Below are 25,532 nucleotides of genomic sequence, written 5' to 3' on the forward strand. Positions count from 1 at the left end.
CCGCGCCCCAAGCCGAAGCCCGCGCCCCGCGTGGCACCGACGCCCGCCGAGGCGCCGGAGCCCGAGGCCGAGGTGGCCGAGGTGCCGACGCCCGCCGTCACGCCCGATGCCGAGACCCCGGCCGAGGAGAAGGTCGAGGAGAAGCCCCCGGCCGCGCCCGAGGAGGCCACGACCGAGATCGTGACCGAGGCGACCGAGACCGAGGAGGTGGCCCAGCTCGCCCCCACGAGCTCGATGCGGCCCAAGGTGCGCCCGCAGCGCGCCCGCGCCCCCGAGCCCGCCGAGGAAGAGCCCACGCCCGCCTCGAGCCGGACCGAGACGGCGGAGAAGCCTGCCGACAAGCCTGCGGAGAAACCGGCCGAGACGCCCCGCAAGGACGAGGCCTCGATCGACGCGGCGCTGGCCGAGGCGATGGGCGGCGGCGAAGAGCCCGCGGCCGAGAAGCCCGGCTCGCCCGCCCGCTCCGGCCCGCCCGTCACCAGTGGCGAAAAGGACGCGTTCCGCGTGGCCGTGCAGCAGTGCTGGAACGTGGGCGCGCTCTCGAGCGATGCCCTCTCGACGACGGTGACGGTGGCGATGAGCCTGTCGCAGGACGGAAAGCCCGATGCAGGCTCGATCCGCATGATCGAATCGAGCGGCGGGACGGATGCGGGCGCGCGGCAGGCCTTCGAGGCGGCGCGGCGGGCGATCATCCGCTGCGGCGCGCGCGGCTTCCCGCTGCCGCCCGAGAAATACGACCAATGGCGCGAGGTCGAGATGGTGTTCGATCCCAGCGGGATGCGGATGAAATGACCCCGTGCCGCGCCTATGTCGCCGGGCCCCGCGCCCGGCCCCACGGAACCCGGAGAGCATGAGGACTCCATGACCCTGTTCAGAACCCTCGCCCCGATGGGCCTGGCCCTGGCGCTGCTGCTGCCCGCAGCCGTGCCCGCGGCAGCCCAGCAGGGGCCGCTGCGCATCCAGATCACCGAGGGGGTGATCGAGCCCTTGCCGTTCGCGGCGCCCGACTTCGTCGCCGAGAACGCGGGCGCCTCGGAGCTCGCGCGCGACATGGCGCGGGTGATCGCCTCGGACCTGTCCGGCACCGGCCTCTTCCGCGAGATCCCCGCCTCGGCCCACATCAGCCGGGTGACGAGCTTCGAAGCTCCCATCGCCTACGGCGACTGGAAGGCGATCAACGCGCAGGCGCTCATCACGGGGTCGGTCTCGGCCTCGGGCGACCGGGTGGTGGTGAAGTTCCGCCTCTACGACGTCTTCTCGGACCAGCCGCTGGGCGAGGGGCTGCAATTCGCGGGCTCGGCCTCGGGCTGGCGGCGCATGGCGCACAAGGTGGCCGACGTGGCCTACAGCCGGATCACCGGCGAGGGCGGCTATTTCGACAGCCGCGTGGTCTTCGTCTCAGAATCCGGGCCGAAGAACGCGCGCGCCAAGCGGCTGGCCGTGATGGATTACGATGGCGCCAACGTGCAGTATCTGACCGACTCCTCGTCGATAGTGCTGGCGCCGCGCTTCTCGCCCACGGGCGACCGCATCCTCTTCACCTCCTATTCGACGGGCTTCCCGCGCATCTACCTGATGGATGTGGGCTCGCTCGCGACCCGCAGCCTCGCCGAGCAGCCGGGCACCATGACCTTCGCCCCGCGCTTCGCCCCCGACGGGCGCACCGTGGCCTTCTCGCTCGAGCAGGGCGGCAATACCGACATCTACACGCTCGACACGGGCAGCGGGACGCGCCGCCAGCTCACCAACTCGCCCTCGATCGAGACCGCGCCCTCCTATTCGCCGGACGGCAGCCAGATCGTGTTCGAGAGCGACCGCTCGGGCGGCCAGCAGCTCTACATCATGCCTGCGGGCGGCGGCGAGCCGCGGCGGATCTCGAACGGCGCGGGCCGCTACGGCACCCCGGTCTGGTCGCCGCGCGGAGACCTCATCGCCTTCACCAAGCAGCATCAGGGCCGCTTCCACATCGGCGTGATGCGCACCGACGGCTCGGAAGAGCGGCTGCTGACGGCCTCGTTCCTCGACGAGGGCCCGACCTGGGCGCCGAACGGCCGCGTGCTCATGTTCACCCGCGAGGGCGCGGGGGCGGGCGGTCAGCCGGCGCTCTATTCGGTGGATATCTCGGGTCGGAACCTGAAGAAGGTGCCGCTCAGCGTTCCGGCCTCGGATCCGGCCTGGTCGCCGCTCCTGCCGTGACATGACATGCCGGCCGCCGTTCCCCGCGGCGGCCAAACCTGTTACCTTCGGCCGCACTGCGCCCGATCTGCGAAGGACATTTCCATGACCCATCTTCCGAAGGCCCTGATTCTCCTGGCGGCCCTGGGCCTTGCCGCCTGCAACAATCCCGACCGCTACGGCGCGGGCGGGGCCGGAGGAGCCGGCGGCACGGGCGGCTATGGGTCGGGCGGCTACGGCGCGGGCGGCATCGACAGCCAGGGGCTCGGCGGGCCGAACGATCCGCGCTCGATCGCCTACTTCCAGCAGACCCTCGGCGACCGGGTCTTCTTCACCGTCGACCAGAGCACGCTGAACGATGCGGCGCGGGCCACGCTCGACACCCAGTCTCAGTGGCTGATGTCGAACGCCGACTATGCGATCATCATCGAAGGCCATGCGGACGAGCAGGGCACGCGGGAATATAACCTCGCCCTCGGTGCCCGCCGCGCCTCGGCGGTGCAGGACTACCTGATCTCGAAGGGCATCGCGCCGTCGCGGATGAAGACCGTCTCCTACGGCAAGGAGCGTCCGGTCGAGGTCTGCTCGACCGAGTCCTGCTACTCGAAGAACCGCCGGGCCGTGACGGTGCTCTCGATGGGTGCGGGGGTCTGATCCCATGCGCATCCTGATCCTCGCCGCCGCGCTCGCGCTGGCGCCGCTGTCGGCGGCGGCGCAGGATCGCGCGCAGACGCTGGCCGACATCAAGGCCGAGATCGCCGCCCTCCAGGGGCAGTTCAACGACCTCAAGCGCGAGCTGGTCTCGACCGGCGCGGCCACTTCGGGGGCGGCGGGCGGGTCGGCCCTCCAGCGCATGGATGCGATGGAGGCCGCCATCGCGCAGGTGACCGCCAAGGCCGAGTCGCTCGAGCTGAAGATCAACCGCGTGGTCAGCGACGGCTCGAACCGCGTGGGCGATCTCGAGTTCCGCGTCTGCGAGCTCGAGGAGGGCTGCGATATCGGCGCGATCGGCGAGACGAAGCCGCTCGGCGGGGAAGCCTCGGCCGCCCCCGCGCCCACCCCCGCGCCGGCCCCGGCGGCCGATCCTGCCGGCACCTTCGCCGTCAACGAGAAAGCCGACTTCGACCGGGCCCAGGAGGTGCTCGGTCAAGGTGACTTTCGCACCGCCGCGGACCTCCTTAAGACCTTTGCCGAGACCTACACGGGCGGGCAACTGACCTACGAGGCGCATTATCTGCGCGGCGAGGCGCTGAGCCAGCTGGGCGAGACGGCCAATGCGGCGCGCGCCTATCTCGAGAGCTTCTCGGGCGATCCCGACGGGCCGCGCGCGCCCGAGGCGCTCCTGAAGCTCGGCCGGGCCCTGGGCGACCTGCGCCAGACGCCCGAGGCCTGCGTGACGCTGGCCGAGGTGGGCACCCGCTTCCCGGGCAGCCCGTCGGCGGCCGAGGCGGCGACGACGATGCAGGGGCTCGGCTGCAGCTGATGCCGCTGCGCGAGCGGTTCCTGAGGGGCCCGGGGCTGCGCGAGACGCGGGCCCTGGGCCTCGCCGTTTCGGGGGGCGGCGATTCCATGGCGCTCCTGCATCTCGCGGCCGAGGCGGGGATCGCCACGCGCGCGGTGACGGTGGATCACGGCCTCCGGCCCGAGGCGGCGGACGAGGCCCGCGCCGTGGCCCGCGTCTGCGCAGGCCTCGGGGTGCCCCACGACATCCTGCGGTGGGAGGGCTGGGACGGGCGCGGCAACCTGATGGATCAGGCGCGGCGCGCCCGGCTGCGGCTGATCGCGGACTGGGCGCGGGCGGCCGGGCTCGAGGCGGTGGCGCTCGGCCATACGCGGGACGATGTGGCCGAGACCTTCCTCATGCGGCTCGCGCGCGGGGCAGGGGTCGACGGTCTCGCCGCCATGCAGGCCGTGCGGCGGGCCGAGGGGATGGTCTGGCTGCGCCCGCTCCTTAAGATCGGCCGCGAGGAGTTGCGCGCGGACCTGCGCCGCCGCGGCGCCACCTGGATCGAGGATCCCTCGAACGACAATCCCGCCTTCGACCGGGTGCGGGTGCGACAGGCGATGGAGAGCCTGGCGTCCCTCGGCCTCCGGCCCGAGCGGCTGGCCGAGGTGGCAAGCCATCTGGCCGAGGTCCGCGACGCGCTCGACCTGCAGCTGCGCGAGGCCGCCCGAAACCTCGTGCGGGTGGATCGCGGCGATGTGGTGCTGGCCCCTGCCGCCCTCGAGCTTCCGCCGGAGCTTTTGCGCCGGCTGCTGCGGGCCGCGCTGCAATGGGTGGCGTCGGCGGAATATGGCCCGCGGGGGCCTGCGCTCGGCCAAGCCATCCGCCGGCTCTCCGAGGGGACGACGGTCACGCTCCACGGATGCCGGCTGTCCTCGCGCCGGGAGGGGCTGCGGATCGGCCGCGAATGGCAGGCGGTCCGATCCGTCGTCGCGGCCGCGGGCCGGCGCTGGGATGGCCGCTGGGATCTGCAAGGTCCGGGAGGGACGGACTTTTCCGCCGACAGGCTCGAGATCCGGGCGCTGGGCGCCGAGGGTCTGGCCCGCTGCCCCGACTGGCGGGCCTCGGGCCTCCCGCGACCGAGCCTTCTCGCCTCGCCGTCGGTCTGGCGTGGCGAGGCGCTGGTGGCCGCACCTCTCGCGGGACTGTCGAACGGCTGGACGGCCGTCGCGGATCCCCTGCGAAATGGCGATTTTCTTTCTCTACTATCGCATTGAACGGTCCGCGCTTATGTCTATCTTAGCCGCAATGACCTGCGGGTGGGCCCGCGGAGAGACTCTGCAAGGAGACATTTGTGGGCAACGCGCGAAATATCGCTTTCTGGGTGGTCCTGTTTCTGCTGATCCTGGCGCTTTTCAACCTGTTCAGCGGCGGCCAGACCACCAGCAACTCGCGCACCATCTCCTATTCCGATTTCATCGCCCGCGTGGACAATGGCGAGGTTTCCTCGGTCACGCTCGACGGCGAACGGGTAATGGTGCGCGGCAAGGACGGCACGCAGTATGTGGCGATCAAGCCGCAGGGCGAAGAGGTGACCGACCGTCTGATCAATCAGGGCGTGGAAGTGCGCGCCGAGGCGCAGGAGCAGTCGGGCTTCTTCTCGCTCATCTCGCTCTGGCTTCCCTTCCTCGTCCTGATCGGCATCTGGATCTTCTTCATGAACCGGATGCAGGGCGGCGGACGCGGCGGGGCGATGGGCTTCGGCAAGAGCCGGGCCAAGCTCCTGACCGAAAAGCAGGGCCGCGTCACCTTCGACGACGTGGCCGGCATCGACGAGGCCAAGGAAGAGCTGGAAGAGATCGTCGAATTCCTGCGCAACCCGCAGAAGTTCAGCCGTCTCGGCGGCAAGATCCCCAAGGGCGCGCTGCTCGTGGGCCCGCCCGGCACCGGCAAGACGCTTCTGGCGCGCGCCATCGCGGGCGAGGCGGGCGTGCCCTTCTTCACCATCTCGGGCTCGGACTTCGTCGAGATGTTCGTGGGTGTGGGCGCCAGCCGGGTCCGTGACATGTTCGAACAGGCCAAGAAGAACGCGCCCTGCATCGTCTTCATCGACGAGATCGATGCCGTGGGCCGCGCCCGTGGCGTGGGCATCGGCGGCGGCAACGACGAGCGCGAGCAGACGCTGAACCAGCTTCTGGTCGAGATGGACGGGTTCGAGGCCAACGAGGGCGTCATCATCGTCGCGGCCACCAACCGCAAGGATGTGCTGGATCCGGCGCTGCTGCGCCCCGGCCGCTTCGACCGCACGATCCATGTGCCGAACCCCGACATCAAGGGCCGCGAGAAGATCCTGTCGGTCCATGCCCGCAAGGTGCCGCTGGGGCCGAACGTCGACCTGCGCCTGATCGCGCGCGGCACGCCGGGCTTCTCGGGCGCCGACCTGATGAACCTCGTGAACGAGGCGGCGCTGCTCGCGGCCCGTGTCGGGCGGCGGTTCGTCACGATGGACGATTTCGAAAATGCCAAGGACAAGGTCATGATGGGGGCCGAGCGGCGCTCGATGGTCCTCACCGCCGACCAGAAGGAAAAGACCGCCTATCACGAGGCCGGTCACGCCATCGTCGGCCTGAACCTTCCCAAGTGCGATCCGGTCTACAAGGCCACGATCATCCCGCGGGGCGGTGCGCTCGGCATGGTGGTCAGCCTGCCCGAGATGGACCGGCTGAACATGCACAAGGACGAGGGCAAGCAGAAGATCGCCATGACCATGGCGGGCAAGGCGGCCGAGATCATCAAATACGGTGAAGAGGCCGTCTCCTCCGGCCCGGCGGGCGATATCCAGCAGGCCTCGGCGCTCGCGCGCGCCATGGTGATGCGCTGGGGCATGTCGGACGTTGTCGGCAACATCGACTATGCCGAGGCGCACGAGGGCTATCAGGGCAATACCGCAGGCTTCTCGGTCTCGGCCGAGACCAAGAAGATGATCGAAGCCGAGGTGAAGCGCCTGATCGACGAGGGCTACCAGACCGCCTACCGGATCCTCACCGAGAAGTCGGAAGAGTTCGAGCGGCTGGCCAAGGGTCTTCTCGAATACGAGACCCTCACCGGCGACCAGATCCGCCGCGTGATCGCGGGCGAGCCGATCGACTCGGACGACGATGCCGACCGTCCGGTGGGCGGCGGCTCGGTGGCCGCGATCCCGAAGACCCGCCCGAAGGTCATCAAGGCGGATGGCGGGCTCGAGCCCTCGGTCTGATCCGACCCTCTGCCAGCACTGAAGCCCCGAAGCCTGCACAAGGCTTCGGGGTTTTCCTTTGCGCCCCGCGCCGGATCTGCGCGCGGGTGCCGGAGCTGCCGCCCGGACCTGCGGTCGATCCCGGCGGTGGAGCCATCGGTCCGGCGCCAGCCGCCCGCCGGCCGGGCCGGGACCTGAGCGGGCTCCACGCCTCGCCCGCCATGCCGGCCGACGTGCGACCGGGCTCCCTGCAGCCCTGCGGATGATGGCCTCCTCTCGCCGGTAGGCGGGTCGCTCCGAGAGACGGAGCATGTCCGGGCTCCCGGATCCGCCGAGGCGGTCATCCGGTCCGCGGCGCCCCGGAAGCGGCCGCGATGCGGTCCTTGTCCTGACCCGGAAGAGGCCCGGGCCTCGTCCAAGGCCTGCAAGGCCGCCCCGGCCGCGGCCGATCCCTTGCGGCAGGACGGCAGCGCGCTCTTTCCTTTCCGGCGCATATTCATCATTCTGACACAATCGCCCTGACCCGGGCGCTGGCAGCCCGGCTCTAGGGTGCCCGTCCCGTCCCGTCTCCTGCTGAGATTAGCGCGCCTCCCGTCTGGAAAGATCCTTGGCCTTCACTCCCTCGACCGTGCTCGCCGTCGCCGCGACGGCCACCCTTGCCGCTCTTCTCGGCAATCTCGTCTTCCTCGACGACCTCGCCCTTTTCTTCAAGGAAGGCGAGGGGGTCGAGCTTCTGACCGTGGCGCTCCTCGGGGCGGCGACGCTTCTGTGGTTCGCGGTCAAGGGGCTGCGGCGGGGGCTTGCGGGCTGGCATGTGCCGGTGGCGCTCCTCCTGATGGCCGCGCGCGAGCTCGATTTCGACAAGAGCCTCACCGAGCACGGACTTCTCAAGCTGCGCACCTATACGGGGGCCGGCGGCTGGACGGACAAGGTGATCGGCGGGCTCCTCATCCTGCTGATCCTCGCGGGGCTCGTGCGCTTCCTGCGCCGCAACCTGCGCGACTGGCTGGCGCGGCTTCTCCGGGCGGAGGCGGGCGCCTGGTGGCTCTTCGCGGGTCTCGCTTTCGTGGCCGTGGCCAAGACCGTCGACGGCATCGACCGCAAGCTCGCGCCCTTCGGCATCGACGTTCCGCGCGACATCGGACTGCGGGCGGGCCGGATCGAGGAGGTGCTCGAACTTGCCTTTGCGATCTGTTTGATACAGGCGATCGCTCATATCCGACGAACGGCCTAGCCGGGTCGGCTCGACCTTCTTCCTGCCGGACGCTAGATCCGTGGCGGGGAGACGATCACGCAAGGCCTGAGGGAGGTTCCATGGCTGTCCAGACCGATATCGAGATCGCGCGCGCGGCGCGAAAGAAGCCCATCCAGGAGATCGGTGCCGGGCTCGGCATCCCGGCCGAGGCGCTCATCCCCTACGGTCACGACAAGGCCAAGGTCGACCAGGGCTTCATCCGCGGGCTCGAGGGTCGGCCGGACGGCAAGCTCATCCTCGTGACCGCGATCAATCCCACGCCCGCGGGCGAGGGCAAGACCACGACGACGGTCGGTCTCGGCGACGGCCTGAACCGGATCGGCAAGAAAGCGGTCATCTGCATCCGCGAGGCCTCGCTCGGGCCGAACTTCGGCATGAAGGGCGGGGCGGCGGGCGGCGGGCGCGCGCAGGTCGTGCCGATGGAGGACATGAACCTCCATTTCACCGGCGATTTCCACGCGATCACGGCGGCGCACAACCTGCTGGCGGCCATGATCGACAATCACATCTACTGGGGCAACGCGCTGGAGCTCGACGCCCGGCGGATCACCTGGCGGCGGGGGATGGACATGAACGACCGCGCGCTGCGCGACACGGTGGTAAACCTCGGCGGCGTTGCGAACGGCTTTCCGCGCCAGACGGGCTTCGACATCACCGTGGCCTCCGAGGTGATGGCGATCCTCTGCCTCGCGGATGATCTGGAGGATCTCGAACGTCGGCTCGGCCGGATCGTCATAGGCTACCGCCGCGACAAGAGCCCGGTCTACTGCCGCGACCTGAAGGCCGCGGGGGCGATGGCCGTGCTGCTCAAGGATGCGATGCAGCCCAACCTCGTGCAGACGATCGAGAACAACCCGGCCTTCGTCCATGGCGGACCCTTCGCCAACATCGCCCACGGCTGCAACTCGGTCATCGCCACGCGCACGGCGCTGAAGCTGGCCGATTATGTGGTGACGGAGGCAGGCTTCGGCGCGGATCTCGGGGCCGAGAAGTTCTTCGACATCAAGTGCCGGCTGGCGGGGCTGAAGCCCTCGGCCGCCGTGGTCGTGGCCACGGTCCGGGCGCTCAAGATGAACGGCGGCGTGGCGCGCGAGGATCTCGGGCGCGAGGATGTCGAGGCGCTCCGGCGCGGCTGCGCGAACCTCGGGCGGCACATCGCCAATGTGAAGGGCTTCGGCGTGCCGGTCGTGGTGGCGATCAACCACTTCACCACCGACACCGAGGCCGAGATCGAGGCCGTGCGCGCCTATGCGGCGGGGCAGGGCGCAGAGGCGTTCCTCTGCCGCCACTGGGCCGAAGGCTCGGCCGGGATCGAGGATCTGGCGCGGAAGGTGGTCGAGCTGGCCGAGGCGCCCTCGATGTTCGCGCCGCTCTACCCCGACGACATGCCGCTTTTCGAGAAGATGGAGACGGTGGCACGTCGCATCTATCACGCACATGACGTGATTGCCGACCATGTGATCCGCGACCAGCTGCGAACATGGGAGGAAGCGGGATACGGGGCGCTGCCGGTATGCATGGCCAAGACGCAATACAGCTTCACGACCGATGCGGCGATCCGGGGCGCGCCCGAGGGACATTCGATCCCCATCCGCGAGGTGAGGCTGGCGGCCGGCGCGGGATTCGTCGTCGCGATCTGCGGCGAGATCCGCACCATGCCGGGCCTGCCGAGCCAGCCCGCGGCGGAACTTATCCATCTGGACGAAGAGGGACGGATCGAAGGCCTCTTCTGACGGCGCGTTTCGCCCCCTTGACCTCGGGTGCCCCGTGTCTGAAACCGGGGCCGGACCCAGAAGCGAGGACCAAGGTGCGAGCCCCGGAAGATTGCCATTCGATGGAAGACCTGCGCGCGATGATCGACGCGCTCGACGCGAAGATCGTCGGGCTCATGGCGCAGCGCGCGGGCTACATCGACCGTGCCGCCGAGATCAAGACCGACGTGGGCCTGCCCGCGCGCATCGACTCGCGTGTCGAGGAGGTGGTGCGCAATGTCCGCGTGCGCGCCATGGCCGAAGGTCTCGATCCGGCCCTGATCGAAACGCTCTGGCGCATCCTGATCGACTGGTCGATCGCGCGCGAGGAAGAGGTTCTGGGGCCCGATGCCCCGCAGGAGGGGACGGAATGACGGCGAAGCGGATCGACGGCAAGGCCTTCGCGGCGGGCGTGCGCGCCCGGGTGGCCGAAGAGGTGGCGCGGCTGAAGGAAGGGCACGGCATCGTGCCGGGCCTCGCCGTGGTCCTCGTGGGCGAGGATCCCGCGAGCCAGGTCTATGTGGGCGCCAAGGGCAAGCAGACGGTCGAGGTGGGCATGGCCTCCTTCGAGCACCGGCTGCCCGCCGAAACCTCAGAGGCGGAACTTCTCGCGCTGATCGACCGGCTGAACCACGACCCGGCCGTGCACGGCATTCTCGTGCAGCTTCCGCTGCCGGCGCATCTGAATGCGGATCTCGTCATCAATGCGCTCGATCCGGCCAAGGATGTGGACGGGTTCCACATCTCGAACGTGGGCCGCCTCGGGACCGGGCAGAAGAGCATGGTGCCCTGCACGCCGCTCGGCTGCCTGATGATGCTGCGCGACCATCTGGGCTCTCTCTCGGGGCTGAATGCCGTGGTGGTGGGGCGCTCGAACATCGTGGGCAAGCCCATGGCGCAACTCTTGCTGGGCGAGAGCTGCACGGTCACCGTCGCCCATTCGCGCACCCGCGACCTCGCCGCCGTCTGCCGCGGCGCCGACATCCTCGTGGCGGCGGTGGGCCGGCCCGAGATGATCACCGGCGATTTCGTGAAGCCGGGCGCCACGGTCATCGACGTGGGCATCAACCGGATCGAGCGTGACGGCAAGACGAAGCTCGTGGGCGACGTGGATTATGCCTCGGCCGCCGAGGTGGCGGGCGCCATCACGCCCGTGCCGGGCGGCGTGGGCCCGATGACCATCGCCTGCCTGCTGGCCAACACGCTGACCGCCTGCTGCCGTGCGAACGGCCTGCCCGAGCCGCAGGGCCTGACGGCCTGACCCGCGCGGCGGCGCGCGAGGGAGCCCCTCCGCCTGCGTCACAGGGCGGAGTTGATCGGGCGGTCCGCGTCCTGTAGCGACGGGCCGTTCGTTCAGGTTTTGCGGAGGCTTCCTTGTCCGTCTCGCGCCCTTACGCCGAATGTCTTGCCGCCCCTCTTCCTTGGATCGTCTGGGCTGTGGCCTCCGTGGGCCTCGCCGTGTCCGGCCCCTTCGGCAGCTACCAGACCGTCGCCCTGCCGGAGCGTCTTTTGGTCTGGAGCGCGCTGGTGGCCATCACCCTCGGGCTCGGGCTGGCGCTCCGCGTCTGGTTCGCGTCCGTGGGCCTGCGCGACCTGAAGAGGGGGGCGGGCCTCGCGCTCGTGGTGGCGGGGGTGCTCACGCTGCCGATCTGGTGGCTGATGCAGCTGGCCTTCGGACCGGAGGCCCCGAGCGCCCTCGAGGTGGCGCCCGCGCTCTTCTGCGCGGGTCTGGGCCTCTCGTCGGTCCGGCTCGGCGCCCGGCCGCAGCCCGCGCCGGACGGGCAGCCGCGGCTGCTCCAGCGGATGGAGCCGCAGCTGCGGGGCGCGCTGATCTCGATGACGGTGCGCGATCACTATGTCGATGTGGTGACGAGTGCCGGGCTCTCGAGCCTCCTGCTGCGCTTCTCGGATGCCATGGACGAGACGGAGGGCGTGCCGGGGGCGCAGGTCCACCGCTCGCATTGGGTGGCCTGGTCGGCGGTGACGGGAACCGAGCGCGAGCCGGGCAAGCTCTTCCTCCTGCTCAGCGACGGCAGCCGCATCCCCGTCAGCCGCGCTCACCGCGCGAAGCTGGAGGAGCGCGGCCTCGTCTGAGGGGCGCGCCGCGGCATGGGCAGCGGGATCGCCTTGGCGCCGGTCAGGATCGCGAGGGCACCGGGCTGCATCAGCGCCACCAGCGCAGGATCGTGGCACCAGAGCCCGCCGGTATAGGCGCCGTAGGCCGGCAGGATCAGCCGCCGCCCGTCGAGGAGAAAGCAGGGCCGCGCCCGGCCCGCCAGCGCGCATTTCGGATGGTAATGGCCCGAGACCTCGGCCTCGCCCTCCGCGATATGGCGGAAGGTGAGGGGCCCCAGCACCGCGGTCGCCCGGTGGCTGCCGCCGCAGGCGGTGGGTGCCGGATCGTGATTGCCGAGGATCCAGATCCAGTCGCGCCCCGCCATCAGCCGCCGGAGCCAGAGCCGCTCGGGCTCGGCCAGCCCGTCGGCCGCCGCGCCGTCGTCGAACGAATCGCCGAGGCAGAGGACGCGCTCGGCAGCCGTGGCCTCGAGATCGGCCTCGAGACGGGCGAGCGTCGCCTGCGTCTCGTAGGGCGGCAAGAGCGTGCCCCCACGCCGCGCCAGCCGCTCGGCCTTGCCCAGATGCAGGTCCGAGACGCAGAGGAGCCGCTCCGCAGGCCACCAGAGCGCCCCCGAAGGCAGCGCCGTGAGCCGCACGCCGGCGAAGAAGAAGGCATGTCCGTTCATGGCCCGTTCCTGTCCGATCCGCGCCTTTCGCGCAAGCCCCACCGTGAGGGGAGCGACGATGCGGGCGAGGGACGGAAGGGCCGCCGGGCGCGGACGAGGCGTCGTGATCGCGAAGCGCAGCGAGCCTGCCCGCATCGCCGGGGATCGGGATCTGCGGAGACATCCCGGCCAGGGCCGGACCGATGTGGCGCAGCAGGAGGTCGGAGGATCGCTGCGCGTCCCGCGGCTGGCCTGCAGTATCACCGGCGCGGCGCAGGCGCCGGCGCTGCGCGGGTCAGCCCAGCCCCGCGGCGGCCATCAGGGCTGCGGCCTGCTCTTCCATCAGCCGCTGGCGGCCGGCGCCCTCGACGGGCACGCGCCCCATCTCGAGGAAGAGCGGCGCGGCCAGAGGTGTCACGCGCGCAAGCCGCACCGCATCGATGTGGCCATGGGTGCGGGCCAGCATCTCTTCGATCCGGCCGAAATCCACGAGACCGCGTTCGGCCTCCTCGCGCGTGATGCGCAGCAGGAGGTGGCCGGGATCGTGCCGCATCAGCGTGTCGTAGAGGATGTCGGAGGAGAAGGTCGCCTGCTTGCCCGTGCGCCGCCGGCCCATGTGGGTGCGCTCGATCAGGCCCGCGATGATCGCGGAATTGCGGAAGGTCCGCTTCATCACCGCATTGCCGGCGAGCCAGCCTTCGAGCCCCTCTCGCAGCCGGTCGGGCTCGAACAGCGGCGCGGGATCGGTCACGGCTTCGAGCCCCCAGATGAGCGTCGCATAATCGGTCGCGACGAAGCCCAGGGGCGACAGGCGTTCCTCCTCCATCCGCTTGGTGAGCAGGAGGCCCAGCGTCTGCTGCGCGTTGCGCCCCGCGAAGCCGTAGATGCACAGATGCTCGCGCCCGTCGTGGGGGAAGCTCTCGACGAGCAGCCGGTCGGCCTCGGGCAGGCGCGAGACCTCGCGCTGCAGCGCCAGCCAGTCGGCGGTGTGGCGCGGAAGGCCGGGCCAGCCGGATTGCTGGAACATCTCGAGGATCCGGTGGGTGAGGAGCGTCGAGGTGGCGAACTTGGTGCCGTTGAAGGTGGCCACCCGGGGATCGCGGCCGGGGTTCCGCGTAACCTCGACCGTCATCTCGTGCAGCCCCTCGTAGCGCACGACCTGGCCCGCCATGAGGAACGTGTCTCCGGGCGTGAGGGTGGCCGCGAAACCCTCCTCGATCTCGCCCAGCGGCGTGCCGCCGCGGCCGCGCATCCGCACCTTCAGCACCTCGGTGTCGATGATCGTGCCGATGTTCATGCGGATCACCTGCGCCGTGCGCGGGTCGCGCAGCTGCCAGAGCCCGTCCCTGAGCCGGATCCGCTGCCAGCGGTCGTAGGCGCGCAGCGCATAGCCCCCCGTTGCCACGAAATCGAGACAGGCGTCGAAATCCGCGCGCGAGAGGGCGGCATAGGGGCCGGCGCTCGTCACCTCCTCGTAAAGCGCGTCGGCCGCGAAAGGCCCGGCCGCCGCGGCGACGAGGATATGCTGGCAAAGGACATCGCGCGGCCCGGGCCCCCGCGGCTCGCCGTCGAGCGCATGGTCGCGCACCGCCTCGAGGGCGGCCAGACATTCGACCACCTCGAACCGGTTCGCAGGCACGAGGAGCGCCTTCGAGGGCGCGTTGTAGCGGTGGTTCGCCCGCCCGATGCGCTGGACGAGGCGCTTCACGTTCTTCGGAGCGCCCACCTGGATCACGAGATCCCCGTCGCCCCAGTCGATGCCCAGATCGAGCGAGCCGGTGCAGACGATGGCGCGCAATTCGCCCGACACCATCGCCGCCTCGACCCGCTCGCGCTGCTCGCGCGAGAGCGAGCCGTGGTGGATGCCGATGGGCAGGTCGTCCTCGTTGGCCAGCCAGAGCGCGTGGAAGAAGAGCTCGGCCTGCGCGCGGGTGTTGTGGAAGACGAGCGTGGTGCGGTGGCGGCGGATCTCGGCCAGCCCCTCGGGGATCGCATGCCGCCCGCCGCCGCCGGCCCAGGGCGGAGGCGCCTCGGTCTCGAGCATGGCGATGTCGGGATCGGGTCCGGGATCGGCCATCAGCACGCGGCAGGGTCCGGGATGGGCGGCGAGGAAGCGCGCCAGCGCCGGCGGATCCTCGACCGTGGCCGACAGGCCCACGCGGCGCAGCCCCGGCGCCAGCCGCTGGAGCCGCGCGAGGCAGAGCATCAGCTGGTCGCCGCGTTTCGATTCGGCCAGCGCATGGATCTCGTCCACGATCACCCGCTGCAGGCCGGCAAAGATCCGCGGCGCATCCTCGTAGGACAGGAGCAGCGCGAGGCTTTCCGGCGTGGTCAGCAGGATGTGGGGCGGATCGGCGCGCTGGCGGCGGCGGACGTGGCTGCCGGTATCGCCGGTGCGGTCCTCGACCCGGATGGCGAGGCCCGCGCCCTCGATCGGCGCGCGGAGGTTGCGGCGGATGTCGGCGGCCAGCGCCTTCAGCGGCGAGATATAGAGCGTATGGAGGCCCGGCCCCGGCGCGGGGCCCAGTTCGGCCAGCGTGGGCAGGAACCCGGCCAGCGTCTTGCCGCCGCCCGTCGGCGCCACGAGGAGGAGCGCGGGCTCGGCCGCACGGGCCAGCATCTCCTCCTGATGCGGGTGGAGCGTCCAGCCGCGGGCGTGGAAATAGGGGGCGAGGAACGGCGGCAGCGGGCTCATGTGCAAAGGATAGGGCGCGGAGGATAGGCCGGAAAGGGGCCGAATCCTCTTGCCCTTGGCGGGGCTCGGCCCTAACGCTGCCGGGATGAGGCTACTCTTTCTTGGCGATGTGATGGGGCGTGCGGGACGCTCGGCGGTGGCGGATCGGCTGCCGGCGCTGCGCACGGAATGGGGGCTCGATTTCGTCGTGGTCAACGGCGAGAACGCCTCGAGCGGGGCGGGCATCACCGCCGACCACGCGAAGAAGCTGCTCGCCGCGGGCGCGGATTGCGTGACGCTCGGCGATCATGCCTTCGACCAGAAGGAGATGCTCCAGTTCATCGAGACCGAGCCGCGCATCGTCCGTCCGCTGAACTATGCCCGGACCGCGCCCGGCAAGGGTGCGCGGGTCTTCACCGTCGGCGGCCGCAAGGTGCTGGTGCTGCAGGCGCTGGGGCAGGTCTTCATGAAGCGGCCCTTCGACGATCCGTTCTCGGCGGTCGATCAGGTGCTGAAGGCGATGCCGCTCGGCGGCGCGGTGCAGGCCACGATCCTCGACATCCATTGCGAGGCCACGAGCGAGAAGATGGCGATGGGCCACTGGTGCGACGGCCGGGCGAGCCTCGTCGTCGGCACCCACACCCATGTGCCCACGGGCGATGCGCAGATCCTGCGCGGCGGCACGGCCTATCTGAGCGATGCGGGCATGTGCGGCGACTACGATTCGGTGATCGGGATGGAGAAGACCGAGCCGCTGCGCCGCTTCATCACCCAGATGCCCAAGGGCCGGTTCGAGCCCGCCGGGGGGCCTGCGACGCTTTCGGGCGTCTATGTCGAGACCGACGACCGCACGGGCCTTGCCCAGCGGATCGTGCCGGTGCGGCTCGGCGGGCGGCTGCAGGAGTCGCGGCCCTGACCCTGCCCGCCCGACAGGCGCGCCGCGCGCCGCCCCGGGCCAGGTCGCACGGCGGCTTTGCAGGTGCGCCGCACCGTCGTATTCAGGCCACGACCTTTCTGAGGGAGACATGATGTTCGGCTTCGAGATGTCGGAACCGATGCAGGCCTGGACGGCGCTTGCGATCCTCGCGGGGATGCTCGTGCTCTTCGTCCGCGAGACCTATCCGGTCGAGGTGACGGCCCTTGCGGGCGGGGCGCTCATGCTGGCGGTGGGCATCCTGCCGCAGGAGGATCTTCTGGGGGTGCTCTCGAACCCCGCGCCCTGGACCATCACGGCGCTCTTCATCATCGTGGGATCGCTGGTGCGCACCGGCACCCTCGATGCCGTGACCCAGATCGCCGTCCGCCATGCGGCGACGCGGCCGTTACGCACCTTGGGCCTGCTGTCGCTGGTGATCGTGGGCATGTCGGCCTTCATGAACAACACGCCCATCGTCGTGGTGATGATCCCGGTCTTCATGCAGATCGCGCGGCAGATGAAGGTCTCGCCCTCCAAGGTCATGATCCCGCTGAGCTATCTGTCGATCTTCGGCGGCACCGTGACGCTGATCGGCACCTCGACGAACCTGCTGGTCGACGGGGTGGCGCGCCGGTCGGGCCTCGAGCCCTTCTCGATCTTCGAGATCACGCCGCTGGGCCTCACCCTCGCGGCCGTGGGCTTGGGCTACCTCTGGCTCTTCGCGCCGCGCCTGCTGGCCGACCGCGACAGCATGGGGATGCTGCTCTCGGACCGGAGCCGGATGAAGTTCTTCACCGAGGTGGCCGTTCCCGAGGGCTCTGCCCTGATCGGCCGCAAGGTCGAGGATGTGGACATCTTCAAGCGCGACAGCCTGCGCGTGATCGACGTGCTGCGCGGCGACGTGTCCCTGCGCCGCAATCTCGCCGAGGCGATGCTCGAGGCGGGAGACCGGGTGGTGCTGCGCACCCCCATGTCCGAGGTGCTGAGCCTGCAGTCGAACAAGGAGCTGCGGCTCGTCGACAAGCTCTCGTCGGTGCAGACGCAGGTGGTCGAGGTGCTCATCACGCCCGGCTGCTTCATGGTGGGCCGCTCGCTCGGCGCCATGCGTCTGCGGCGGCGCTACGGGGTCTATGTGCTGGCCGCGCACCGGCGCAACCAGAACATCGGCCGCCAGCTCGACGATCTCGTGGTGCAGGTGGGCGACACGCTTCTGCTGGAGGGGGCGCAGGCCGATATCGAGCGGCTGGCGTCCGAGATGCAGGTGGTCGACATCGCCCAGCCGTCGGACCGGGCCTACCGGCGCAACCGCGCGCCCGTGGTGATGGCGGTTCTGGCGGCGGTGGTGCTCTTGTCGGCCTTCAACGTGGCGCCCATCGCGATCCTTGCCATGATCGGCGTGGCGGTCGTGCTCGTCACCCGTTGCATCGATGCCGACGAGGCCTTCGGCTATATCGAGGGGCGGCTGCTCGCGCTCATCTTCGGGATGCTGGCGGTGGGGGCGGGGCTCGAACATTCCGGCGCGGTCGAGATGGTCGTGGGCGCCGCGGCCCCGTGGATGCAGGACCTGCCGCCCTTCGCGCTGATCTTCGTGGTCTATGCGCTGACCTCGATCCTGACCGAGCTCGTCAGCAACAATGCCGTGGCGGTGATCCTCACCCCCATCGTGATCGGGCTTGCGAACTCTCTGGGCGTCGATCCGCGCCCCTTCGTGGTCGCGGTCATGTTCGGCGCCTCGGCCAGCTTCGCCACGCCCATCGGCTACCAGACGAACACGCTCGTCTACGGGCCGGGCGGCTACCGCTTCACCGACTTCCTGCGCATCGGCGTGCCGCTGAACATCCTGATGATGGTGGTCATGAGCCTCCTCATCCCGTTCTTTTTCCCCTTCTGAGGCGGCGCGCCGGCCGCGGCCCCGCGGCCGGGCTTGCGGCCCCCCGGCGCGCTGGGCTATAGGCGCGCGATGCAAGGAACGATCGGAGAGGGTCATGGCGGGCCATTCCAAGTGGGCGAACATCCAGCATCGCAAGGGCAAGCAGGACAAGCTGCGCTCGAAGATGTTCTCGAAGCTGGCGAAGGAGATCACCGTCGCCGCGAAGATGGGTGACCCCGATCCCGACAAGAACCCGCGCCTGCGGCTGGCGGTGAAGGCGGCCAAGGCCGTCTCGATGCCCAAGGACGTGATCGAGCGCGCGATCAAGAAGTCGCAGGGCGGCGATGCCGAGGATTACTCGGAGATCCGCTACGAGGGCTACGGGCCGAACGGCATCGCGATCATCGTCGAGACGATGACAGACAACGTGAACCGCACCGCCTCGAACGTCCGCAGCTACTTCACGAAATACGGCGGCAACCTCGGCACCACGGGCTCGGTCAGCTTCATGTTCGACCGTGTGGGCGAGATCACCTACAAGCCCGAGGCGGGCGACGCCGACACGGTGATGATGGCCGCCATCGAGGCCGGCGCCGACGATGTCGAGTCGGACGAAGAGGGCCACTGGATCTATTGCGGCGACACCAGCCTCAACGAAGTGTCCGAAGCGCTCGAGAAGGTGCTGGGCGAGAGCGAGGAAGCCAAGCTCGTCTGGAAGCCGCAGAACCGCACCAACGTCGATCTCGAAACGGCGCAGAAGCTGATGAAGCTGATCGACGCGCTCGAGGAGGATGACGACGTCCAGACCGTCACCGGCAACTTCGACATCCCCGAGGATGTGGCGGCGAAGCTCGACGCCTGAGATCCGGTCAGCCCGCCGCGCGGCGGCGGGCCTGGCCACAGGGCGGCGGCCCGCTCCGCTGCCCGAGGACCGCCATGCCGACGACCCTTCGGCATGGCGCGGTGGCGCCGCGACCCCGTCGGTGGCCGGACGGGGCACCGAACGGCTCTTGCGGTGGCCTGCGCGATGGGATTGACTGCCCGCCATGAGCGCCCGCCCCGCAGATCCCAGCCGGACACGCACGCTGGAGGGCGTGCTCTGGATGCTCGCCTCGGGGGTGAGCTTCGTGGGCGTGACGGGGATCGTCCGCCATCTCGGCACCGACATTCCTGCGGCGCAGGGGGCTTTCCTGCGCTTCGCCTTCGGCGCCCTGTTCCTGCTGCCCACGCTCGTGCCGGTGCTGCGGCAGGGCGTGCCCCTGGCCACGCTGAAGCTCTACGGGCTGCGCGGCGCGTTCCACACCGCCGCCGTGATCTTCTGGTTCTTTGCCATGGCCCGCATTCCGGTCGCCGAAGTGACGGCCATCGGCTATCTGAACCCGGTCCTGGTGACGGTCGGAGCCGCGCTCTTCTTCTCCGAGCGGCTGGCGCTGCGGCGGATCCTCGCGGTGGCGGTGGCGCTGGTGGGGGCGCTGATCGTGCTCCGGCCCGGGCTGCGCGAGCTCTCGGCGGGGCATCTGTCGCAGCTGTGCGCGGCCACATTGTTCGCGGGCAGCTACCTTCTGGCGCGCCGCCTGTCGGACGTGGCGGGGGCGGGGGCCATCGTCGCGATGATGTCGGCCACGGTGACGCTCGGCCTTCTGCCCTTCGCCCTGCTCGTCTGGGTGCCCGTCGGGGTGGACCAGCTCTTCTGGCTGGCGCTGGTCGCGGTCTTCGCCACGGCGGGCCACTATTGCATGACCCGCGCCTTCGGGGCGGCGCCGCTGACCGTGACGCAGCCTGTCACATTCCTGCAATTGCTGTGGGCCACTCTCCTCGGGGCATTGGCCTTCGGCGAGCGGGTCGATCCCTTCGTCCTCCTGGGCGGCGGGATCATCATTTCCGCCATCAGCTACATTACCTGGCGGGAATCCGTACTGAAACGGCGGGCGAGTGCGGTCGCCCTCGCAAATACCTAGAGTTGAAATTGGCAGATCAAAGAGCGGCTGACACACAGTCCGCAAACGGAAGAGGACAGCTTTTTCCATGAAGATTGCGATGATCGGCACGGGCTATGTGGGCCTTGTTTCGGGCGTGTGCTTTTCGGACTTCGGCCATGAGGTGGTCTGCGTCGACAAGGATGCGACGAAGATCGCCAAGCTCCGGGACGGCAAGGTCCCGATCTTCGAGCCGGGTCTCGAGGCGCTGATGGCGCGCAACGTGGCGGCGGGACGGCTGTCCTTCACGCTCGATCTGGCCGAGGCCATGCGCGGCGCGGATGCCGTCTTCATCGCCGTGGGCACGCCCACCCGGCGCGGCGACGGCCATGCCGACCTCACCTATGTGATGGCCGCCGCCGAAGAGATCGCCCATGCGCTCGACCATTATGCGGTGGTGGTGACGAAATCGACCGTGCCGATCGGCACCAACCGGAAGGTGGCCGAGACGATCCGGGCGGCCAATCCGGCGGCCGACTTCGACGTGGCGTCGAACCCCGAGTTCCTGCGCGAGGGCGCGGCCATCGACGATTTCATGCGCCCCGACCGGGTGGTGGTGGGCGTCGAGACCGAGCGCGCGAAGAAGATCATGGCCGACGTCTATCGCCCGCTCTTCCTGCGCGACTTCCCGGTGGTCTACACCGGGCTCGAGAGCGCCGAGATGATCAAATATGCCGCGAACGCCTTCCTCGCGACGAAGATCACCTTCATCAACGAGATCGCCGCGCTCTGCGAGCGGGTGGGGGCCGACATCAAGGCCGTGTCCAAGGGCATGGGCCTCGACGGGCGCATCGGCAACAAGTTCCTGCATGCGGGCCCGGGCTACGGCGGCTCCTGCTTCCCCAAGGATACCAAGGCGCTGGCCCGGATGGGGCAGGACCATGCCTCGCCGATCCAGATCGTCGAGAGCGTCATCAAGGTCAATGACGAGATCAAGCGCCGGATGATCGAGAAGATCGAGGATCTCTGCGAAGGCTCGTGCCGAGACCGGACCATCGCGGTCCTGGGCGTGACCTTCAAGCCCAACACCGACGACATGCGCGACGCGCCCGCGCTGACCATCGTGCCCGCTCTGGTGGGGGCGGGGGCCAAGGTGCGGGTGGTCGATCCCGAGGGCCGGCGCGAGGGCGAGCAGCTCCTGCCCGGCGTCCGCTGGATGGAGGATGCCTATTCGGCGGCCGAAGGCGCCTCGGTGCTGGTGATCCTGACCGAGTGGAACGAGTTCCGCGCGCTCGATCTCCAGCGCCTCGCGCGCACCATGGCCGATCCGCGGATGGCCGACCTGCGCAACGTCTATGCGCCGGCGGATGCCCGTGCGGCGGGCTTCACCCATTATGTAGGCGTCGGGCGGTAGGGTTTGACGATGGCGCAGCGGGTTCTCGTGACGGGAGGGGCGGGCTACATCGGCTCGCACGCCTGCAAGGTCTTGAAGCGGGCCGGGTTCGAGCCCGTCACCTTCGACAATCTCTCGACGGGATGGGAGCAGGCCGTGAAGTTCGGCCCGCTCGCCCGCGGCGACCTGATGGACCGCGCAAGCATCGACGCGGCGCTCCAGAGATGGGAACCCGTGGCGGTGATGCATTTCGCGGCCCTCTCGCTCGTGGGCGAGTCGATGCGCGATCCCGGCACCTACTGGCGCGTGAACGTGACAGGCGCGCTCAACCTGCTCGAGGCGACGGTGGCGGCCGGGGTGAAGAACTTCGTCTTCTCCTCGACCTGCGCCACCTACGGCGATCAGGACGGCGTGGTGCTCGATGAGGACACGCCCCAGCGCCCGATCAACGCCTATGGCGCCTCCAAACGCGCCATCGAGGAGATGGTGGCGAATTTCGGCGCGGCCTTCGGGCTCAACCACACGATCTTCCGCTATTTCAACGTGGCGGGCGCCGATCCGGAGGGCGAGGTCGGCGAGCAGCACGATCCCGAGACGCATCTGATCCCGCTCATGCTCGATGCGGTGGCGGGCCGGCGGCCCGCGCTCACCGTCTTCGGCACCGACTATCCCACGCGCGACGGCACCTGCATCCGCGACTATGTGCATGTGATGGATCTGGCTCAGGCGCATGTGCTGGGCCTGAACCGCCTGCTCGACGGCGGCCCGAACCGGGTCTTCTGCCTCGGCACCGGGCGCGGCTTCTCGGTCCGCGAGGTGATCGATCAGTCGCGCGCCGTCACCAACCGCGAGGTGCCCATCCTCTTCGGCGACCGCCGGGCGGGCGATGCGGCGGCCCTTGTCTGCGGCTCGGAACGCGCGGTGCGTGAACTGGGATGGGAGCCCGAGCTTTCGACGCTGCCGCACATGATCGCCGATGCCTGGCGCTGGCATCAGGCCCCGAAATTCCATGAATGAGGACAAGAGCTTGACCGATCCGGTGAAGGACCGCCTGACGCTGGCGCTCGAGGTGGCGGCCGAGGCCGGGCGCCTCGCGCTCGATTTCTTCGCCCGCCGCGACAGCCTCGCGGTCGAGGCCAAGGCCAGCCCGCAGGACATCGTGAGCCGCGCCGATCGCGAGGTCGAGACGCTGATCCGCGCCCGCCTTGCCGCGCGCTTCCCTGACGACGGGGTGCTGGGCGAGGAGCATGGCGCAGAGGAGGGCCGGTCGGGCTTCACATGGGTGATCGACCCGATCGACGGCACCGCGCCCTTCCTTGCCGGGCTGCCGCACTGGTGCGTGGTGCTGGCACTGCAGGAGGAGGGGCGCACCGTCGCGGGGGTGATCGAACATCCGCTGGCGCGCGAGACCTTCTCGGCGCAGCGGGGGCAGGGGGCCTTCCTGAACGGCGAGCGGCTCCGCGCGCGCGAGGATCTCACCATCGGCACCTGCAACGTGGCGCTCGGCGCGAGCCACCGCACCTCGCCCGATTTCGCTTCGGCGCTGGTGCGCGAACTGATGCGGCGGGGCGGCATGTTCTACCGTAACGGCTCGGGCGCGATCATGCTGGCCTCGGTGGCCGCAGGCCGGCTCGGCGGCTATTACGAGCCGCACATGAACCCCTGGGACTGTCTTGCGGCCATGCTGATGGTCGAGGAAGCCGGAGGACGCACTGCCCCCTTCCCCGAAGCCGCCGCCGGTGGCATGGTGCTCGTCGCCGCACCGAAGGTGTGGGACGATCTGACAGCCGTCGTGAAGGCAGCAGAGGGACAGGCAGGATGAAGGGAACGACAGGCGCCGCGCTTCTTGCGGCGGCTCTGGCTCTGGCGGGCTGCGGCGGCACCAAGGCCCCCGAGGGACGCGGCGGGATGTCCGGGCAGCCCGAGGTGATGCGGATGGTGAGCGATTACGCCAAGCTCTACCATGTGCCGCCGTCGCTGATGCACCGGATCGTGAAGCGCGAAAGCGGCTACAATCCGGGGGCCAGGAACGGGCCCTACATGGGGCTCATGCAGATCCATCCCCAGACGGCCAAGACCATGGGCCACCGTGGCGCGCCCGAGAGCCTGCTCGACGCCAAGACGAACCTCACCTACGGCGGGAAGTATCTGCGCGGGGCCTGGCTCGTGGCGCGGGGCAACGAAGAGCGCGCGATCCAGTGGTATCGCAACGGCTATTACTACGAGGCCAAGCGTCTGGGCCTGCTGGAAGAGACCGGCCTGCGCTGAGCCGGAGGCCGGGATCCGCAGACGCTGCCCGAGGGCGCAGGGGATCCCGGAAGATGCCCTGAGGGCGCCGGTTCGCCGCATGCGCCTCGGGCGTTCCGCTGCCGCAGGCTTGCCGGCATACCCGCCGATGCCCGGGCGCCTGCGACAGGTCGGCCGCGACGAGCCGAAGCGGCTCGATCTAAATGCGCGTTCCTCTGACGATCCGACCTGACCCGGGCGCTTGACCGGAGAGGCGCACGCTGCGGCGGTGTGCCGTCCTGCCGATGCAGGGGGCGCAGGTCGGCTGGGGGTCTCGGAGGATCGGCACCGCTGACCCTGATCCGGCGCCCCGTCCGTCTTCCCGGCACAGGATCCTCACGCGAAATTGCGGCAGTCCGCCGCCGGTCATTCGCGCTTCGCGAAATGCAGGGCGCTGGCGCGGCTGTCTGCCCTTGCGAACCGCACCCCCTGCACGGGACTTGCGCCCGGCCGCGGCTTCGCGCTAAGCCTCTGGGCAGTGACAGGGGCGTCCGGGACCTTCCCGGGCTGAGAAGCACCCTTTGAACCTGAACCAGGTCATGCTGGCGGAGGAAGTCGCGATGCTGCAGGTCCCGCACTTGAATGCATTTCGCCTCGATCCGTCACGGAAGGAGAGCGATGGACGGCTGCGGAACCTATCTCGAAACCATGCGGCGCGAGGCGCCGCTGGTGCAATGCATCACCAATTTCGTCGCCATGAATATCGTGGCCAATGTGCTCCTCGCCGCGGGCGCCTCGCCCGCCATGGTCCATGACGCCGAGGAATCGGGCGAGTTCGCCGCCATTGCGCAGGCGCTGACGATCAACATGGGCACGCCGAGCCCCCGCTGGGTCGAGGGGATGGAGGCCGCGGCGCGCGGTGCCGCGGCGGCCGGGCGCCCGTGGGTGCTCGATCCGGTGGCGGTGGGCGCCACGGCCTTCCGCCGCGGCCTGGGTGCCCGGCTTCTGGCGCTGAAGCCCACGGTCATCCGCGGCAATGCCTCGGAAATCCTCGCGCTTGCGGGCGCCGAGACCCGCGGCAAGGGCGCCGACAGCGCCGATCCCGTCGCGGCCGCCGAGGCGGCGGCGCAGCGCCTTGCCGAAACCTCGGGCGCGGTGGTCGCGGTGACGGGGCCGGTGGATTTCGTGACCGATGGCCGGCGCGGCCTCCGCTGCGCCAACGGCCATCCGCTCATGCCGCGGGTGACGGCGCTCGGCTGCTCGCTCACCGGGATCGTGGGCGCCTTCGCGGCGACCCGGCCGGCGTTCGAGGCGACGGCCGCGGCGCTCGCCTTCTTCGGGCTCGCGGGCGAAGAGGCCGCGCGCACGGCGACCGGACCCGGCAGCTTCCAGGTGGCTTTCCTCGACGCGCTCCACACCCTGACGCCCGAGGCGCTCGACCGCGGCGCCAGGCTGGAGGCCGCATGAACCTCTCGCTCTATTTCGTGACGCCGGACGGGGCCGAGGATCTCGAGCAGCTGGTGGCGGCGGCCGTCCGGGGAGGGGCCACGCTCGTCCAGCTGCGCGACAAGCACCGCTCCGACGCGGAGCTGATCCCGCTCGCGCGGCGGCTGGTGGCGGCGCTCGAGGCGCAGGGCGTGCCGCTCATCGTGAACGACCGGATCGAGGTGGTGCTGGCCTCGGGGGCGGCGGGGCTTCATGTGGGGCAGGGCGATCTGGGCGTGGCCGAGGCGCGGCGCCGGATCGGGCCGGACCGGCTCCTCGGCCTCTCGGTCGAGGCGCCGGAGCATCTGGAGGCGCTGCCGCTCGGGGTCATCGATTATGTGGGGGCGGGGCCGGTGCGGGCCACCGCCTCGAAGCCCGACCATGCGCCCCCCATCGGCTTCGAGGGGCTCGCGCGGCTGGTGGCGGCGGCGCCCGTGCCTGCGGTCGCCATCGGCGGGCTCGGGGCGGG

22 protein-coding genes, 1 pseudogene and 1 riboswitch are annotated in these 25,532 nt (G+C 70.0%); of the genes and pseudogenes, 21 read left to right on the top strand and 2 right to left on the bottom strand.

Annotated elements, in window-relative coordinates:
• The 11 genes and pseudogenes from A9O63_RS01810 to A9O63_RS01860 form a co-directional block, all read left to right on the top strand.
• A pseudogene (locus tag A9O63_RS01810) lies at positions 1–792 on the top strand (cell envelope biogenesis protein TolA); the annotation flags it as partial.
• A gap of 69 nt (positions 793–861) precedes the next feature.
• On the top strand, positions 862–2,196 hold the full coding sequence (gene tolB / locus A9O63_RS01815; RefSeq protein ID WP_069330395.1) for a Tol-Pal system beta propeller repeat protein TolB: 1,335 nt from the start codon (positions 862–864) through the stop codon (positions 2,194–2,196).
• 84 nt (positions 2,197–2,280) lie between these two features.
• Positions 2,281–2,829, top strand: a complete 549-nt coding sequence (gene pal / locus A9O63_RS01820) for a peptidoglycan-associated lipoprotein Pal (RefSeq protein ID WP_009561852.1) — start codon at positions 2,281–2,283, stop codon at positions 2,827–2,829.
• A gap of 4 nt (positions 2,830–2,833) precedes the next feature.
• Complete coding sequence (gene ybgF / locus A9O63_RS01825) at positions 2,834–3,658, top strand: tol-pal system protein YbgF (protein WP_069330396.1); 825 nt, start codon at positions 2,834–2,836, stop codon at positions 3,656–3,658.
• The gene (gene tilS / locus A9O63_RS01830; protein WP_069330397.1) at positions 3,658–4,896 is read left to right on the top strand and encodes a tRNA lysidine(34) synthetase TilS; all 1,239 of its coding nucleotides are present in this window, start codon (positions 3,658–3,660) and stop codon (positions 4,894–4,896) included. The genes ybgF and tilS overlap by 1 nt, the downstream gene beginning before the upstream one ends.
• A gap of 77 nt (positions 4,897–4,973) precedes the next feature.
• Complete coding sequence (gene ftsH / locus A9O63_RS01835) at positions 4,974–6,875, top strand: ATP-dependent zinc metalloprotease FtsH (RefSeq protein WP_069330398.1); 1,902 nt, start codon at positions 4,974–4,976, stop codon at positions 6,873–6,875.
• 586 nt (positions 6,876–7,461) lie between these two features.
• Positions 7,462–8,088 carry a hypothetical protein gene (locus A9O63_RS01840; protein WP_069330399.1) on the top strand — a complete coding sequence of 209 codons (627 nt, stop codon included), beginning with the start codon at positions 7,462–7,464 and terminating at the stop codon, positions 8,086–8,088.
• Between the two features lie 80 nt (positions 8,089–8,168).
• Complete coding sequence (locus tag A9O63_RS01845) at positions 8,169–9,842, top strand: formate--tetrahydrofolate ligase (protein WP_069330400.1); 1,674 nt, start codon at positions 8,169–8,171, stop codon at positions 9,840–9,842.
• A gap of 74 nt (positions 9,843–9,916) precedes the next feature.
• A complete protein-coding gene (locus A9O63_RS01850) occupies positions 9,917–10,234 on the top strand; it encodes a chorismate mutase (protein ID WP_009561857.1) in 318 nt (105 codons plus the stop codon).
• Entirely contained in the window at positions 10,231–11,121 is an 891-nt protein-coding gene (gene folD, locus A9O63_RS01855) for a bifunctional methylenetetrahydrofolate dehydrogenase/methenyltetrahydrofolate cyclohydrolase FolD (protein ID WP_069330401.1), read from the top strand. Before A9O63_RS01850 ends, folD begins: the two co-directional genes overlap by 4 nt.
• A 113-nt stretch (positions 11,122–11,234) precedes the next feature.
• Positions 11,235–11,954: a LytTR family DNA-binding domain-containing protein gene (locus A9O63_RS01860; RefSeq protein WP_069330402.1), complete on the top strand. Its 720-nt coding sequence runs from the start codon at positions 11,235–11,237 to the stop codon at positions 11,952–11,954.
• Here the strand turns inward: A9O63_RS01860 and pdeM are convergent.
• On the bottom strand, positions 11,918–12,604 hold the full coding sequence (gene pdeM / locus A9O63_RS01865) for a ligase-associated DNA damage response endonuclease PdeM (RefSeq protein WP_069330403.1): 687 nt from the start codon (positions 12,602–12,604) through the stop codon (positions 11,918–11,920). The genes A9O63_RS01860 and pdeM overlap by 37 nt on opposite strands.
• A 274-nt stretch (positions 12,605–12,878) precedes the next feature.
• Entirely contained in the window at positions 12,879–15,278 is a 2,400-nt protein-coding gene (locus tag A9O63_RS01870) for a ligase-associated DNA damage response DEXH box helicase (RefSeq protein WP_069330404.1), read from the bottom strand.
• Positions 15,279–15,363: 85 nt separating this feature from the next.
• On the opposite strand from A9O63_RS01870, the gene A9O63_RS01875 reads away from it, so the two are divergent.
• From A9O63_RS01875 to A9O63_RS01920, 10 genes are all read left to right on the top strand, one after another.
• Positions 15,364–16,173, top strand: coding sequence for a TIGR00282 family metallophosphoesterase (locus A9O63_RS01875; RefSeq protein WP_069330405.1), 810 nt, complete (start codon positions 15,364–15,366; stop codon positions 16,171–16,173).
• Between the two features lie 112 nt (positions 16,174–16,285).
• Entirely contained in the window at positions 16,286–18,064 is a 1,779-nt protein-coding gene (locus A9O63_RS01880) for an SLC13 family permease (RefSeq protein WP_069330413.1), read from the top strand.
• A 94-nt stretch (positions 18,065–18,158) separates the two neighbouring features.
• Complete coding sequence (locus A9O63_RS01885) at positions 18,159–18,905, top strand: YebC/PmpR family DNA-binding transcriptional regulator (RefSeq protein ID WP_002720835.1); 747 nt, start codon at positions 18,159–18,161, stop codon at positions 18,903–18,905.
• A gap of 184 nt (positions 18,906–19,089) precedes the next feature.
• Positions 19,090–20,001 (top strand): DMT family transporter, encoded by a 912-nt coding sequence (locus A9O63_RS01890; protein ID WP_069330406.1) that lies wholly within the window; start codon positions 19,090–19,092, stop codon positions 19,999–20,001.
• A gap of 67 nt (positions 20,002–20,068) precedes the next feature.
• Positions 20,069–21,373, top strand: a complete 1,305-nt coding sequence (locus A9O63_RS01895) for a UDP-glucose dehydrogenase family protein (RefSeq protein WP_069330407.1) — start codon at positions 20,069–20,071, stop codon at positions 21,371–21,373.
• Positions 21,374–21,382: 9 nt separating this feature from the next.
• Positions 21,383–22,369 (top strand): UDP-glucose 4-epimerase GalE, encoded by a 987-nt coding sequence (galE, locus tag A9O63_RS01900; protein WP_069330408.1) that lies wholly within the window; start codon positions 21,383–21,385, stop codon positions 22,367–22,369.
• Positions 22,370–22,379: 10 nt separating this feature from the next.
• Complete coding sequence (locus tag A9O63_RS01905) at positions 22,380–23,174, top strand: inositol monophosphatase family protein (RefSeq protein WP_069330409.1); 795 nt, start codon at positions 22,380–22,382, stop codon at positions 23,172–23,174.
• Positions 23,171–23,620, top strand: coding sequence for a transglycosylase SLT domain-containing protein (locus tag A9O63_RS01910; RefSeq protein ID WP_069330410.1), 450 nt, complete (start codon positions 23,171–23,173; stop codon positions 23,618–23,620). The genes A9O63_RS01905 and A9O63_RS01910 overlap by 4 nt, the downstream gene beginning before the upstream one ends.
• 491 nt (positions 23,621–24,111) lie before the next feature.
• Positions 24,112–24,209, top strand: a riboswitch (TPP riboswitch).
• Positions 24,210–24,256: 47 nt separating this feature from the next.
• Positions 24,257–25,045, top strand: coding sequence for a hydroxyethylthiazole kinase (gene thiM / locus A9O63_RS01915; protein ID WP_069330411.1), 789 nt, complete (start codon positions 24,257–24,259; stop codon positions 25,043–25,045).
• Positions 25,042–25,532, top strand: a 491-nt coding sequence (locus A9O63_RS01920) for a thiamine phosphate synthase (protein ID WP_069330412.1), incomplete at its 3' end; no start/stop codon positions are given. The genes thiM and A9O63_RS01920, both read left to right, overlap by 4 nt.

The organism is Cereibacter johrii (assembly GCF_001720585.1).
Taxonomy (GTDB): domain Bacteria; phylum Pseudomonadota; class Alphaproteobacteria; order Rhodobacterales; family Rhodobacteraceae; genus Cereibacter_A; species Cereibacter_A johrii.

What these genes read in the sequence shown, in the direction of transcription:
- tolB (WP_069330395.1), top strand. Translation starts at nt 862, where the DNA reads ATGACCCTGTTCAGAACCCTCGCCCCGATGGGCCTGGCCCTGGCGCTG.
- pal (WP_009561852.1), top strand. Translation starts at nt 2,281, where the DNA reads ATGACCCATCTTCCGAAGGCCCTGATTCTCCTGGCGGCCCTGGGCCTT.
- ybgF (WP_069330396.1), top strand. Translation starts at nt 2,834, where the DNA reads ATGCGCATCCTGATCCTCGCCGCCGCGCTCGCGCTGGCGCCGCTGTCG.
- tilS (WP_069330397.1), top strand. Translation starts at nt 3,658, where the DNA reads ATGCCGCTGCGCGAGCGGTTCCTGAGGGGCCCGGGGCTGCGCGAGACG.
- A9O63_RS01845 (WP_069330400.1), top strand. Translation starts at nt 8,169, where the DNA reads ATGGCTGTCCAGACCGATATCGAGATCGCGCGCGCGGCGCGAAAGAAG.
- folD (WP_069330401.1), top strand. Translation starts at nt 10,231, where the DNA reads ATGACGGCGAAGCGGATCGACGGCAAGGCCTTCGCGGCGGGCGTGCGC.
- pdeM (WP_069330403.1), bottom strand. Translation starts at nt 12,604, where the DNA reads ATGAACGGACATGCCTTCTTCTTCGCCGGCGTGCGGCTCACGGCGCTG.
- A9O63_RS01870 (WP_069330404.1), bottom strand. Translation starts at nt 15,278, where the DNA reads ATGAGCCCGCTGCCGCCGTTCCTCGCCCCCTATTTCCACGCCCGCGGC.
- A9O63_RS01875 (WP_069330405.1), top strand. Translation starts at nt 15,364, where the DNA reads ATGAGGCTACTCTTTCTTGGCGATGTGATGGGGCGTGCGGGACGCTCG.
- A9O63_RS01880 (WP_069330413.1), top strand. Translation starts at nt 16,286, where the DNA reads ATGTTCGGCTTCGAGATGTCGGAACCGATGCAGGCCTGGACGGCGCTT.
- A9O63_RS01885 (WP_002720835.1), top strand. Translation starts at nt 18,159, where the DNA reads ATGGCGGGCCATTCCAAGTGGGCGAACATCCAGCATCGCAAGGGCAAG.
- A9O63_RS01890 (WP_069330406.1), top strand. Translation starts at nt 19,090, where the DNA reads ATGAGCGCCCGCCCCGCAGATCCCAGCCGGACACGCACGCTGGAGGGC.
- A9O63_RS01895 (WP_069330407.1), top strand. Translation starts at nt 20,069, where the DNA reads ATGAAGATTGCGATGATCGGCACGGGCTATGTGGGCCTTGTTTCGGGC.
- galE (WP_069330408.1), top strand. Translation starts at nt 21,383, where the DNA reads ATGGCGCAGCGGGTTCTCGTGACGGGAGGGGCGGGCTACATCGGCTCG.
- A9O63_RS01910 (WP_069330410.1), top strand. Translation starts at nt 23,171, where the DNA reads ATGAAGGGAACGACAGGCGCCGCGCTTCTTGCGGCGGCTCTGGCTCTG.
- thiM (WP_069330411.1), top strand. Translation starts at nt 24,257, where the DNA reads ATGGACGGCTGCGGAACCTATCTCGAAACCATGCGGCGCGAGGCGCCG.